Genomic DNA, 12593 nt, shown 5'->3' with positions numbered 1-12593 from the left:
CACGGGCGCCGGGCACGCGGCTTGCAACGCAGCGCCGCATGGACCTGACCCCGCGCGAGAAAGACAAGCTGTTGCTGTTCACCGCCGCCCTGCTCGCGGAGCGGCGCAAGGCCCGTGGGCTCAAGCTCAATCACCCCGAGGCCGTGGCCCTGATCTCGGCAGCCGTGCTGGAGGGCGCCCGCGACGGCAAGACCGTGGCCCGGCTCATGAGCGAAGGCCGCGAGGTGCTCACCCGCGAAGACGTGATGGAGGGGGTGCCGGAGATGATTCCCGACATCCAGGTCGAAGCCACGTTTCCGGACGGCACCAAGCTGGTCACGGTTCATCAACCGATCACTTGACCCCCCCGAAGCGCCTGCGGCGCCTCCCCCCAAGGGGGCACAACCAGCGGCCCGGCAAAGCCGGTTCCGCGGTTGCCGCTGGAAGGGCCACTTCGACCGGCTCAGGACAGGCCTGGCGCTGCGCGCCGGCCTGTTGGGCGCCACCCGACTCGCGCATCCATCCTGGAGAACTGAGAAACATGAAACTTCATCGAATTTCCGCCGCCACCGTTGGCGTTCTCGCCTCCACCCTGGCCATCGCCCATGAGGGCCATGGGCTAAGCGGCGGCTCGCACTGGCACGCCACCGACGTGTTCGGCCTGCTGCTCGCGGGCGGGCTGGCCGCACTGGCGTGGTGGTTCTTCCGGGGCGGCAAGTGACGCTGGTTCCTGGTGAGCTGCTGCCTCGGGACGGCGAGCTCGACATCAATCCCGGGCGGCGCACCTTGGTCGTGGTGGTTCGCAACACCGCCGACCGGCCGATCCAGGTGGGCTCGCACTACCACTTCGCCGAGACCAACGCGGCGCTGGACTTCGACCGCGAGGCCGCGCGCGGCATGCGGCTGAACATTGCATCAGGCACGGCGGTGCGCTTCGAGCCGGGGCAGCAGCGCACGGTGGAACTGGTGGACTACGCCGGGGCGCGGGCGGTGTACGGCTTTCGCGCAGGGGTGCAAGGAGTGCTGTGAGGTCTCAACGTGTCCCGTCTACCCCCGGAAGGGTCAAGATCCACTTGTCGCCCTGCTGGACATACAGAGACCGGAGCCACACGTTGAGGTCATTGCCGGACACAAACCGCTCGGGCTGATCATCGGACGAGGAGGCCTGCGCCGGAGCCACGCCCGCTGCATCGACCGGTGCGAGGCCACGAGCCGATGACGCAAGCGGTGTTGCCGCACGCGATGTCTCAGCTGGTGCCACAGAGGTGATCCGGGAGTCGATCTCCCTCGGAATCCGGGCGCCGGCGGCATCGAGCGGCACCACCCGCCGCTCGGTCACCCGCACCGTCGGCGCATCGGTGGAACCGTAGCCCGTGGCGATGAAGCGGGAGTTCTCCTGTGAAGATGGTGTTCGTGCTGCCTGGCGCTGCGCCGCGCCAGCCGTCGAAGAGGCGCCATCGTGCCCTGTCGGGGCGCATTGCGAGCGTTGGCTGCCGAAGCAGCCGCAGAGTCTGTGCATGGGGGTTCAGCCTTCAAGTGTTCGGCTGCCACGCCCGGGACGGGCGAAGCGGCCCGCCTCAATAGGAACCGCCGAGGCCGTTTCAGCTGACGAGACGCTGAATGTGCTCGCGGCTGCATGGCCGCCGTCGCGCTCGGGCACCCGGCGCAGCACGGACCCTGCCGCCGGCACGCCGCTTGCATGCTGCGGTCCGACAGACACCCACCAGCCCCATGGCCCCGGAAGCTTCCACATGACCCGCATCACCCGCCGCGCCTACGCCGAGATGTTCGGCCCCACCACCGGCGACCGGGTTCGCCTGGCCGACACCGGCCTGGTGATCGAGGTCGAGGACGACTACACGCTGCGCGCCGGCGGCTATGGCGAAGAGGTGAAGTTCGGCGGCGGCAAGACCATTCGCGACGGCATGGCTCAAAGCCAGGCCAGCCGCGCCCAGGGCGCGATGGACACGGTGCTGACCAACGCGCTGGTGCTGGACCACTGGGGCATCGTCAAGGCCGACATCGGCCTGAAGGACGGCCGCATCGCCGCCATCGGCAAGGCCGGCAACCCCGACGTGCAGCCGGGCGTGGACATCGTGATCGGCCCGGGCACCGAGATCATTTCCTGCGAAGGCCACATCGTCACCGCCGGCGGCATCGACAGCCACATCCATTTCATCTGCCCGCAGCAGATCGAGGAGGCGCTGGCCTCGGGCATCACCACCATGTTCGGCGGCGGCACCGGGCCGGCCACCGGCACCTTCGCCACCACCTGCACGCCGGGCCCCTGGAACATCGAACGCATGCTGCAGGCGGCGGACGCCTTTCCCATGAACCTGGGCTTCATGGGAAAGGGCAACACCAGCCAGCCGCAGGCGCTGCGCGAGCAGATCGAGGCCGGCGCCATCGGCCTGAAGCTGCACGAGGACTGGGGCAGCACGCCCAGCGCCATCAGCAACTGCCTGGACGTGGCCGACGAGATGGACGTGCAGGTGGCCCTGCACTCGGACACGCTCAACGAGTCGGGCTTCGTCGAGGACACCATCGCCGCCACCAAGGGGCGCGGCATCTGCGCCTTCCACACCGAAGGCGCGGGCGGCGGCCATGCGCCGGACATCCTGCGCGTGGTGGGTGAGGCCAACTTCCTGCCCTCCTCCACCAACCCCACCATGCCCTACACGGTGAACACGCTGGACGAGCACGTGGACATGCTGATGGTGTGCCACCACCTCGACCCCGCCATCCCCGAAGACCTGGCCTTCGCCGAGAGCCGCATCCGCAAGGAGACCATCGCGGCCGAGGACATCCTGCACGACCTGGGCGCGATCAGCATGTTCAGCTCCGACTCGCAGGCCATGGGCCGCGTGGGCGAGGTCATCCTGCGTTGCTGGCAGACGGCGCACAAGATGAAGCAGCAGCGCGGCGCATTGCCAGGCGACGGCGAGGGTCACGACAACTTCCGCGCCCGGCGCTACGTGGCCAAGTACACGATCAACCCGGCGCTGGCGCACGGCATCGCGCACGAGGTGGGCAGCATCGAACCGGGCAAGTGGGCCGACCTGGTGATCTGGAAGCCGGCCTTCTTCGGCGTGAAGCCCAGCACCGTGCTCAAGGGCGGCTTCATCGCGCTGGCGGCCATGGGCGACCCCAACGCGTCCATCCCGACGCCGCAGCCGGTGCACTTCCGGCCGATGTTCGGCAGCTTCGGCGGGGCGCTGGCGCGCAGCTCGATCACCTTCGTTTCGCAGGCGGCGCTGGATGCCGGCGTGCCGCAGCGCTTCGGGCTGGCCAAGACGGTTCGCGCGGCGAAGGACATCCGGCGCGTGCGCAAGGCGGACATGGTGCACAACGGCTGGCTGCCGCGCATGGAGATCGACCACCAGACCTACGCCGTGCGGGCCGATGGCCAGCTGCTCACGTGCGAGCCGGCTTCGGTGCTGCCGATGGCGCAACGGTACTTTCTGTTTTGAAGGGCCGGGGCGCAGGTTCCAGAATGCAGCTCATGTCCACACCCCACCCAGACGCCCACTCTTCCACCCCGCTCCGCCTGGTCGCCAGCAAGCTGCTGCCGGGGGGCCAGGGCTTGGCTGCGGCCTTGCTGCGGCGGGCCGCGACCGTCGAACTCGACTGGGACTGCCGGCAGAAGAGCCGCTTCCAAGCCGTGGACTCCAGCGGGCGCGCGCTCGGCGTGTTCCTGCCGCGCGGCACGGTCGTTCGTGGCGGCGACGTGCTGGTGGCCGAGGACGGCTCGCTGGTGCGGGTGATCGCCGCGCCGCAGCCGGTGCTGGTGATCCGCCCCTGCGCCACGCACGGCGGCCCGTTCGAGCTGACCCGGGCGGCCTATCACCTGGGCAACCGGCACGTGCCCATCGAGCTGCAACCCGACCACCTGAAGATCGAGCCCGACCACGTGCTGGCCGAGCTGCTGCGCGCCATGCACCTGGAGGTGCAGGACACCCGCGCCGCATTCGAGCCCGAGGGCGGCGCATACGGCAGCCACGGGCACGGGCACGGACATGGCCACCTCGCGCACGAACACCCGCGTGACGACCCTCACGAGCACAGCCACGATGGCCATGAACACGGACACGCCGCCTGCACCCACCGGCACGGCTGACGCCGACGACCGGGCCCTGCTGCAACTGATCTGGCTGGCCTCGCCGGCGCTGCCGGTCGGTGGCTTTTCCTATTCGGAGGGGCTGGAGTCCGCCGTCGAGGCCGCACTCGTGGTCGACGAGACCTCGGCCGGGGACTGGCTGCTGGACCAGCTGCACCTGGCCCTGGCCCGCTCGGACCTGGCGGTGCTGGCGCAGGCGCTGCATGCCTGGCGCGCAGGCGACACGGCCCGCGCCCTGGCGCTGGACGCGTGGGTGCTGCGCACCCGCGAAAGCAGCGAGCTGCGGCAACAGACGGAGCAGATGGGCCGCTCGCTGCTGGAGTGGCGCAAGTCGCTGCACCCCGGCACCGCGCCGGCGGCTCGCCACCTGAGCTACCCGGTGGCTTACGCGCTGGCGGCCTGCGACGGCGGCGCCAGCGGGCGCCAGGTGCTGCTGGCCTTTGCTTTCGGCTGGGCCGAGAACATGGTGCAGGCGGCCATCAAGTCCGTGCCCCTGGGCCAGGGCGCGGGCCAGCGCATCCTGGGGCGCCTGGCCACCGATATCCCGGCGGCCGTCGACCACGCGCTGGCGCTCGACGATGCCGGCCGCCAGTCCTTCACGCCCATGCTGGCCATCCTCTCGGCCCGCCACGAACACCAATACTCCCGACTGTTTCGATCATGAAGACGCTGCACCACATCCCCCATCGCACCAAGCCGCTGCCGCCCCTGCGCGTGGGCATCGGAGGCCCGGTGGGCTCGGGCAAGACAACGCTGCTGGAGATGCTGTGCAAGGCCATGCGCGAACGCTGGGACCTGGTGGCGATCACCAACGACATCTACACCAAGGAAGACCAGCGCCTGCTCACCGTGAGCGGGGCGCTGCCGGCCGAACGCATCATGGGTGTGGAGACCGGCGGCTGCCCGCACACCGCCATCCGCGAGGACGCCTCCATCAACCTGGAGGCCATCGACCGCATGCTGGTGGAGTTTCCCGACGCCGACGTGGTGTTCATCGAGTCGGGCGGCGACAACCTGGCGGCCACCTTCAGCCCCGAACTGAGCGATTTGACGATCTACGTGATCGACGTGGCCGCCGGCGAGAAGATTCCGCGCAAGGGCGGCCCGGGCATCACCAAGAGCGACCTGTTCGTGATCAACAAGACCGACCTGGCGCCGCACGTGGGCGCCGACCTGTCGGTGATGGACGCCGACACCCGGCGCATGCGCCCCGGCAAGCCCTTCGTGATGACCAACCTGCGCACCCGCGAGGGGCTGCAGCAGGTGGTGGAGTTCATCGAGCGCAAGGGGATGCTGGTGCAGTGACGCGCTCGATCCGCGAGGCGGGCCGTTCAGTCGGTCGGCCCTTCGCCGGGCGTGCCGCGATGGCTTTGCGGCGACTTCGACGGGGTCATGAACTCGAGCTGGCGAGCCACCCGGTCCAGCCAGGCCGAGCCGGGCTCGGACTCCGTGCGTTCCGAGTCGGACAAGCGCCTGCGGGAATCGGAAAGCTCCTCTGCGATGGTTTCGAGTGCAGGTGCAGCCAGGGCCCGGGATTCGGAGGCGCGCGTGGCGCGACGCGCCTCACTTCGGCCTGGCCCTGGTGACCGCGCAGGGCTGGCGGGCAAGGCGTGGGCCTGCATGGCTTGTGCGGCGTAGGCGAGCACGGTCCTCGGATCCGGCGGTGTGCCGCGGCGCCCCTCGCACAGCCGGATGCTGGTGCGGAAGCGGCTCAGCGCCTGCCTTCTCTCGGCCAAGGGCAGGCCGTCGACCTTGGCCAGCATGACGCCCAAGGCGAAGAGCCGGAACTCCACCTGGTCCTCGTAGTCGACGAACTGTCCGCCGGCGACCAGCCGACAGATCTCCGCGGCAAGTTCGCGCGCCTTGGCATCGGCCCGATCCACTTCGCGCGACAGGTCTTCGACCGTTTGCTCGAAAACCTCCCTCGGAAGCGACGCAAGCTGCCGTGTGTCCTGCTTCCAGAGGGTGGACACGGTGTCCGCGGCGAGGAAGTGAGGCAGCCAGCTGCCCCATTCGCCCAGCACCCGCGTCATCAGCGCATCGAAGCGGTCGCGGCGGATTTTCAGCGGAGACGGCACCAGCCGCACGCTGCCGGGACGCACCGCTCCCAGCGCTGCATAGGCGGCGTCGAGAACCTCATGCGGCGACAGCCACCGACCATCGGCCTTCGCCGACTTGACCGCCAGACGATCGTTCACCTCGATGCGCAGCCGCGCCAAGCGGGCCCCACACGAGCGCGCCGGTGCGGTGCTGGCGACCGGCTGGTCCAGCAGCTGCAGCAGCGTGCCCTGCGCGTACAGGCGAAAGTGCTGCTCGTCGCTGAACGCCGGAGACCTGTCCCCCTGCCCCACGGATTGCGCCGCCTGCCGGGCCTGCCGCTCGATGGCTTCGAGCCTGCGAAGGCCGGCGCCCAGCATCCTGTGGAACTCCAGGTCGGGCTTGCCCGTGAGCTCCTCCAGGTCGAGATTCCGGAGCTGGGCCAGGTCGATGCGGTCCTGCTCGGTGCGCACCGGGTGCCGGTCGAACCAGTCGCCCAGTTCGTCGGACAGCCGATTTTTCAGGCTCACGAGCGGGACGGTGCGACTGAGCTGAACCCGCAGGCGCGCCACCGAAGCCGCGTAGGGGTCTCGGGGGTCGAGTTGCTCGGCTCTGGGCAGGCTCAGGCTGCGGGCGGGCGAGCGACCCGGACCCGCGGCGGACTTGTGATCGGCGCTTGTCCTGGTGGGGCTCGGCGAAATGAGGCTGTGGATTCGGGACCGCTGGACTGGGCTGAACACGGAAGACTGCTCCTGGAAAGGCAAGGCGATGAAAGAGGACGCGCAGCGACCGATGCCGGCGCCACGCGGCGGCGATCCTTGCTGATCAGTCAGCCGTCCGCTGAAGGCGCACTGACGCCGTCGGCCGATGCCTTTTCGAACTGAAGCGGATCCTGCTCGCGGGTGACTGGCTGTCGCGGCAGGCGGCGCATCGATGGGCTGTCCGGCGCCTCCACCGGTGCGGCCTGGCCAGGCATGCGGGACGAGCCGTCACCCCCACCGTGCAGCGACGCACTGGGCGAAAGCCGCGGTGCTTCGGCAGGCTGCTCGGGCGGCAGGTGGTGCGTGACGGCCTGCTGCGCGATGGCGCGCACCTCCGCCATCGTGCGTGGCCCGCGCGCGCCGAGCTTGCCCAGCTCCGTCCAGAAGTGGGCGAGGACCCGCGATCGCAGGCTGGACGACGGAGAAGGGGTCCGGGCCTGCAGGAACTGGCACACCACGCCGTAGCCGGCGAGCTCCAGATTCTTCGCATCGATCCGATCATCGTGTTCATGTTCTCTGACCCAGGCCTGGGCAAGTTCGTGCCGGGTGAGCAGGAACTCCGCCGCCGCGGAGACCAGGCCGCGCACCGCGCCGTTGGACAAATTGGAGTTCCGATCCAGCAGGAACATCAACGATTCGGCCGCAATTCGGTCCTTTGCATGTTTGTCGCCCAAAGAGGGGGGGGCATACAGATCTGCGAGGTGCTGGCGCAACCCGACCAGCAACTCACGGCGACGCCGCAAGGGCTCCACGCGAGTGCGCTCCTGGTCGGCGATGCGCTGCAGTTCCACCGCGCTCACGCACCCCAGGCAGCTGCGCCACCGCGGCAGCGGGGCCGGCGCTTCGGGTACGTGCAGGCCCGACAAGTCGACGCGGCGGTCACCATGAGCCACGGCGCCCCAGTCCTCGAAGCCGAGGCCGGAGTGGGTGATGAGGTAAGACTGCCGGCCGGCGGCGGATGGATGCATGGGACAGGCCTTGTGTGCGAGCGTTGGGGACCCCTGCCCGGGCAACGCGACTGACCTGGCGCGCCCGTGCGACGGAACGCGATGGATACCCGAGGGCTTCACACCCGGGCTGAACCCGGGCTGACGCCGCCTCGTGCGGCCGCTGCGGCAGCAGCTTTTCGCAGTCCGCCCGCGTGTGGAAGGCTCCGCGCTCGATCAGCTCCAGCCGAGCCGCTGCACGATGGCCGCGACCCAGATGCCACCGGCCAGAAGACAGCTGAGGAGCACCGCCGCGCTGCCCATGTCCTTGGCCTGCTTGGACAGCGCGTTCCACTCCAGCCCCACCCGATCGACCACGCTTTCGATGGCTGTGTTGAGCAGCTCCACGATCATGACCAGCAGCACCGAGCCGACCAGCAGCGCGACCTCGATCCAGCTGCGCCCCAGCCAGAAGGCGGCCGGCACGAGCACCACCGCGAGCAGCGCCTCCAGCCGGAACGCCGCGTGGTCCCAGGCCGCCCGCAGGCCGGCCAGTGAGTAGCCGGCGGCATGCCAGAGCCGGCGCCAGCCGCGGCGCAGCTTCTGCGGATTGACGGAGGCCCGCTCATGAGTCATGCCCGCGATTGTGGGCCCTCTAGAATGGCGGGCTTGCCGCGGAGGCGTGGCAGAGTGGTCGATTGCACCGGTCTTGAAAACCGGCAACGGGCAACCGTTCGTGAGTTCGAATCTCACCGCCTCCGCCAGGAAGCACGCCTAAGTCATTGCATTGAAATGGCTCAGGTCGATCGCCGCCGGCAGCAACCGTCCCCCGCGCAGTCCCACACCGGCCTACGAAGGCGCGGTGGTCGATGCGGTGCGCGGCTTCCAACAGCGGCATGGGCTGGCGGTGGACGGGGTCGTCGGTCCTGCCACGCTCCAGGCGTTGGAGCGAACGCCGTCGCAGCACGTGCGCCAGATCGCGCTGACCATGGAGCGCCTGCGGTGTCGCGGCCGCCGTGCCAGCGCCGTCGTTGCCGGCACCCGCCCGGACGGCGCCGCGGCATGCGGCCATGCACCACCTGCACACGCGCGAACACATCGACCTCGCCTATGCGCGAGGTGCGTGCCCAACACCTGCGGCACGGCGTGCAGCCGGTCGTGCAGCCGCGGGTCGATCCCGGTGCGGATGGCGCATGCAACCCACTTCGGGCTAATCGGGAGGGTGGGCCGCGCCAGGGTGGGAGACACTCGGGCCCCGATGCAAGCGAGCAAACCGACCAACCTCCAACTGGACCTCACATCCGACCTCACGAAATGGCGAGCCTTCCTCGCCATCGCCGAGCTTGGAAGCCTCACCCGTGCCGCACTGTTCCTGGACAGCAATCAATCGCTCCTGAGTCGGCACCTGAACGCCCTGGAGCGCGAGTGCAATGCGCGCCTGTTCAACCGCACGGGCCGCGGCGTGGCGCTGTCGGACGTGGGCGAGCGCATCTTTCCCCACGTGAAGGCCCTGCTGGCCGATGCCGAGCAACTGGAGAACGAGATCCGCGGCGAGGCGCGCGAACCCATCGGCCGCGTAACCATCGGCGCCCTGCCCTCGATCACCAATCCCATCGTGGGACGCCTGTTCAAGCAGTTGCGCAAGCGCCACCCCGGCATCCAGCTCAAGATCCTCGAAGGCTCCAGCGGGCAGGTCGAGGAGTGGTTGGCCGATGGGCGCATCGACATCGCGATCCTCTACCGCTACGGCAAGTCGCCACCCGAGCAGGAGCAGGCCCTGGCGATCGTCGACAGTTACCTGATCGGCGCACCCGGCGACCGCCTCACCGCCGGTGACGACGTACCGTTCGCGGCCCTGCACGACCTGCCCTTCATCCTGCCCAGCGTTCCCAACGGCTTGCGTACCGCGCTGGATGCCGCGGCACGGGCTCAACGCATCAACCTCACACCGGTGATCGAGGCCGATTCGCTGCCGCTGATGCGCTCGACCGTGGCCGAGGCAAACCTGTTCACCGTGCTGCCCATCCACGCGGTCTGGAGCCAGGTACACGAAGGCCGCTTGCAGGCGGCACGCATCGTCTCTCCGGGGCTGCAGCGCATCGTCTCCATGGCGCTGGCCCGCAGCAAGGGGCCGGCGCGCGCCGTGTCGGCCGTGGCCGCGGAGATCGTCGCCATCGTCGAGGAGGCTGCACGAAGCGGCATGTGGCAGCTGGGCACCGCGCGGCCGGACCCCGACTGAAGCCGAGCGGCCTTGTGGCCGCCTGCATAACAGGGTTGCGCAGCGGGGCACGCAGGCTCCCGCGTCCGCCAGCTACGCTTGCCAGTTCGCCATCACTTTCGGCGCCACGCCGCCTGCTGCCATGCCCCGCATTTCCTTTCCCACGCCCGACCAGATGGATGCCGCGCAACGCGCGGTCTACGAGAAGATCGTCTCCGGTCCGCGCGGAAAGATCCAGGGTCCGCTGCGGGCCGCGCTGCACAACGCCGAGCTGGCCGACAAGTGGCAGCAGCTGGGTGCACTGCTTCGGTACCGCACGGGGCTGCCACCGCGTTTGAGCGAGCTCGCGATCCTGGTCACCGGCAGGGCCTGCCAGTCGCCGTTCGAGTGGCATGCCCATCGCATCGAAGCCGAAAAAGCCGGCCTGGAAGCTTCCATCATCGAAGCCCTGCTCGCCCGCACGCCGCCCCCCAGCCTGTCCGAGGACGATGCCGCCGTCTACCACTATGCAGTGGAGCTCAACCAGCATAAATCGGTGTCCGACGCCACCTATGCCCGCGCCCTGGAACGCTTCGGCGAACGCACGGTGGTCGAGCTCACCGCGCTGATCGGCTACTACACCATGGTCGCCATGACGCTGAACTGCCACGAGGTCCCGCTGCCCGAAGGCACGACGGCCGCCTTTCCCCTGCCGCAGCACGGGGAGCTGGCGTGAGTCGCGCGGCACCGCAGCAGCTGCCCGGCCGCTGGGACTGCCATGCCCATGTCTTCGGGCCCTACGAACGTTTTCCGCTCGCCCCGGAGCGCAGCTATACGCCGCCCGAGGCCGTCGGCTCGCAGTACCTGGCCTTGCTGGAGCGCCTGGGACTGACGCATGGCGTGCTGGTGCATCCCAGCGCCTATGGCGATGACCACTCGCTGCTGCTGCACGCGCTCGAGCACCACCAGAACCTGAGGGGTGTGGTGGTGGTGCGACCCGGCAGCCAGCTGCCGCTGGCCGGGCTGCGCGAGCACGGCGTGCGGGCAGCCCGCTTCAGCCATCGCGCAGGCGCCGGCGCCAACTTCGCCGGCAGTGCCTCCTTCGAAGACCTGATCGCCCTGGCCCCGGCCCTGGCCGATGCCGGCCTGCACGCCGAGTTGTGGACCGACTGCCAGGTGCTGCCGCAGATCGCCGAGCGGATCCGTTCCCTGCCGGTGCCGGTGGTGATCGACCACATGGGCGGCTTCGATGCGCAGGCTGGCATCGACGAGCCGGGTTTTCGCAGCCTGCGCGAGTTGCTGGCCACGGGCCGGGCGTGGGTCAAGCTCTGCGCCTACCGAAACCTGCTCCAGGCCGAGGACAAGCAGGTCGGACGCCCGTTCCAGCAGGCGCTGGTGCAGGCCAACCCGGAGCGCCTGGTGTGGGGCAGCGACTGGCCGCACCTGCGCGTGAGTCCGGTGCCCGACGCCGCGGACCTGCTTGCGCTGTTCGAAGACTGGGCCGGCGCGGCCTCGCTGGTGAAGCGGGTGCTGTCCACCAATCCCGAGGCACTTTACCGTTGACCCCCGGCTGCGGCAGCAGCCGCGGCCTATCGTTTCTCCAGCAGGCCCAGGGTTCCCAGCAGCTGGCTCATCGCGGCCTTGTCCCGTTGCACGAAGGCCGTGGTCTCCTGCGGCGACAGGTCCATGCGCTCCGCGCCCAGCGCCGCCAGCGCCTGGCCGTATGCCGTATCGGCCCCGGCCTGCGCCACGGCCGCACGCAAGGCCTCGACCACGCGATCGGGCGTGCCCTTGGGCGCCGCCAGCGTATACCAGGTGGCCGTGGCGGTGTTGCCCCAGCCCAGTTCGGCCAGCGTCGGCACGCCGGGCAGCAGCGGCGTGCGCTGGGCGCCGCCATAGGCCAGCGCCTTGAGCTTGCCTTCGGCGATGAAGCCCTTGGTGGCCGACAGATTCAGCATGCCCAGTTGCACCTGGCCTCCGACCAGGTCCTTCAGGGCCGGCGCCGCTCCGGCGTAGGGCACGTGGGTCAGCTTGATCTGCGCGGCCTGGGCGAAAGCTTCGGCGCCGAGGTGGGTCGCCCCGCCCATGCCGGCCGAGGCGTAGTTGAGGCGGCCCGGCTCCTTGCGCGCCATCGCGATCAGGTCCTGCACGCCGTCCACTCCCAGCGAGGGGTGGGCCACCAGCACGTTGGGCTGGCTGGCCACCACCGCGATGAAGCGGAAGTCGCCGATGCCGTCGTAGGCGATGCGCTGCATCAGCGGCGTGACCACATGACCCGCCGACGTGCCCAGCAGAAGGGTGTAGCCGTCCGGCTTGGCGCGCGCGACCGCGGCCGTGCCGATGGTGGCGGCGCCACCGCCCCGGCCATCGACCACCACCGGCTGCTTCAGGCGCGCTTCCAGCTGTCGACCCAGGGCCCGCGCCAGGGTGTCGGCCGGCCCGCCCGGTGCATAGGGGTGAATCAGCGTGATGGGACGCTCGGGCCATGCCTCCTGGGCGTGCAGTGCCGGCCACAGGGCCAGTGCCGCCAGGCCGAACAGGCTGCGACGGGCGACCGGGGTGGTGAAGGGGTTCAT

15 protein-coding genes, 1 tRNA gene and 1 pseudogene are annotated in these 12593 nt (G+C 69.7%); 12 read left to right on the top strand and 5 right to left on the bottom strand.

The window, feature by feature from the left end; genetic code table 11:
* Positions 1-38: 38 nt before the first annotated feature.
* From JI739_RS10715 to JI739_RS10705, 3 genes are all read left to right on the top strand, one after another.
* Positions 39-341, top strand: coding sequence for an urease subunit gamma (locus JI739_RS10715; RefSeq protein ID WP_201683889.1), 303 nt, complete (start codon positions 39-41; stop codon positions 339-341).
* A gap of 179 nt (positions 342-520) precedes the next feature.
* Positions 521-700 carry a hypothetical protein gene (locus tag JI739_RS10710; protein ID WP_201683888.1) on the top strand — a complete coding sequence of 60 codons (180 nt, stop codon included), beginning with the start codon at positions 521-523 and terminating at the stop codon, positions 698-700.
* A gap of 2 nt (positions 701-702) precedes the next feature.
* A complete protein-coding gene (locus JI739_RS10705) occupies positions 703-1008 on the top strand; it encodes an urease subunit beta (protein WP_201684117.1) in 306 nt (101 codons plus the stop codon).
* A gap of 4 nt (positions 1009-1012) precedes the next feature.
* On the opposite strand, the gene JI739_RS10700 is transcribed toward JI739_RS10705, so the two are convergent.
* Positions 1013-1498: a hypothetical protein gene (locus tag JI739_RS10700; RefSeq protein WP_201683887.1), complete on the bottom strand. Its 486-nt coding sequence runs from the start codon at positions 1496-1498 to the stop codon at positions 1013-1015.
* Between the two features lie 232 nt (positions 1499-1730).
* Between JI739_RS10700 and ureC the strand changes: the two genes are divergently transcribed.
* From ureC to ureG, 4 genes are read left to right on the top strand one after another with little or no spacing between them, the layout of a single operon-like run.
* Entirely contained in the window at positions 1731-3449 is a 1719-nt protein-coding gene (ureC, locus tag JI739_RS10695; protein WP_201683886.1) for an urease subunit alpha, read from the top strand.
* Positions 3450-3481: 32 nt separating this feature from the next.
* The gene (gene ureE, locus JI739_RS10690; protein ID WP_236589480.1) at positions 3482-4096 is read left to right on the top strand and encodes an urease accessory protein UreE; all 615 of its coding nucleotides are present in this window, start codon (positions 3482-3484) and stop codon (positions 4094-4096) included.
* Positions 4056-4760 (top strand): urease accessory protein UreF, encoded by a 705-nt coding sequence (locus JI739_RS10685; protein ID WP_201684116.1) that lies wholly within the window; start codon positions 4056-4058, stop codon positions 4758-4760. Before ureE ends, JI739_RS10685 begins: the two co-directional genes overlap by 41 nt.
* The gene (gene ureG / locus JI739_RS10680; protein WP_201683884.1) at positions 4757-5401 is read left to right on the top strand and encodes an urease accessory protein UreG; all 645 of its coding nucleotides are present in this window, start codon (positions 4757-4759) and stop codon (positions 5399-5401) included. The genes JI739_RS10685 and ureG overlap by 4 nt, the downstream gene beginning before the upstream one ends.
* A 26-nt stretch (positions 5402-5427) precedes the next feature.
* Here ureG and JI739_RS10675 read toward each other — a convergent pair whose 3' ends face one another.
* From JI739_RS10675 to JI739_RS10665, 3 genes are all read right to left on the bottom strand, one after another.
* A complete protein-coding gene (locus JI739_RS10675; protein WP_201683883.1) occupies positions 5428-6663 on the bottom strand; it encodes a hypothetical protein in 1236 nt (411 codons plus the stop codon).
* A gap of 299 nt (positions 6664-6962) precedes the next feature.
* Positions 6963-7685 carry a hypothetical protein gene (locus tag JI739_RS10670; protein WP_236589479.1) on the bottom strand — a complete coding sequence of 241 codons (723 nt, stop codon included), beginning with the start codon at positions 7683-7685 and terminating at the stop codon, positions 6963-6965.
* A 372-nt stretch (positions 7686-8057) separates the two neighbouring features.
* On the bottom strand, positions 8058-8456 hold the full coding sequence (locus JI739_RS10665) for a diacylglycerol kinase (protein WP_201683881.1): 399 nt from the start codon (positions 8454-8456) through the stop codon (positions 8058-8060).
* 40 nt (positions 8457-8496) lie between these two features.
* Between JI739_RS10665 and JI739_RS10660 the strand changes: the two genes are divergently transcribed.
* The 5 genes and pseudogenes from JI739_RS10660 (at position 8497) to JI739_RS10645 (ending at position 11580) form a co-directional block, all read left to right on the top strand.
* Positions 8497-8584, top strand: a tRNA-Ser gene (locus JI739_RS10660).
* A 23-nt stretch (positions 8585-8607) separates the two neighbouring features.
* Positions 8608-8754, top strand: a pseudogene (locus JI739_RS24845) (peptidoglycan-binding protein); the annotation flags it as partial.
* A gap of 324 nt (positions 8755-9078) precedes the next feature.
* Positions 9079-10059: a LysR substrate-binding domain-containing protein gene (locus JI739_RS10655; protein ID WP_236589478.1), complete on the top strand. Its 981-nt coding sequence runs from the start codon at positions 9079-9081 to the stop codon at positions 10057-10059.
* A gap of 121 nt (positions 10060-10180) precedes the next feature.
* Positions 10181-10753, top strand: coding sequence for a carboxymuconolactone decarboxylase family protein (locus tag JI739_RS10650; RefSeq protein ID WP_201683879.1), 573 nt, complete (start codon positions 10181-10183; stop codon positions 10751-10753).
* The gene (locus JI739_RS10645) at positions 10750-11580 is read left to right on the top strand and encodes an amidohydrolase family protein (RefSeq protein ID WP_354003707.1); all 831 of its coding nucleotides are present in this window, start codon (positions 10750-10752) and stop codon (positions 11578-11580) included. Before JI739_RS10650 ends, JI739_RS10645 begins: the two co-directional genes overlap by 4 nt.
* Before the next feature lie 26 nt (positions 11581-11606).
* On the opposite strand, the gene JI739_RS10640 is transcribed toward JI739_RS10645, so the two are convergent.
* Complete coding sequence (locus JI739_RS10640) at positions 11607-12593, bottom strand: tripartite tricarboxylate transporter substrate binding protein (RefSeq protein WP_201683878.1); 987 nt, start codon at positions 12591-12593, stop codon at positions 11607-11609.

This window comes from Ramlibacter aurantiacus, from assembly GCF_016722895.1.
Taxonomy (GTDB): domain Bacteria; phylum Pseudomonadota; class Gammaproteobacteria; order Burkholderiales; family Burkholderiaceae_C; genus Ramlibacter; species Ramlibacter aurantiacus.
Note: the sequence above shows the minus strand (reverse complement) of the source record. Positions and strands in the feature narration are given on the sequence as shown.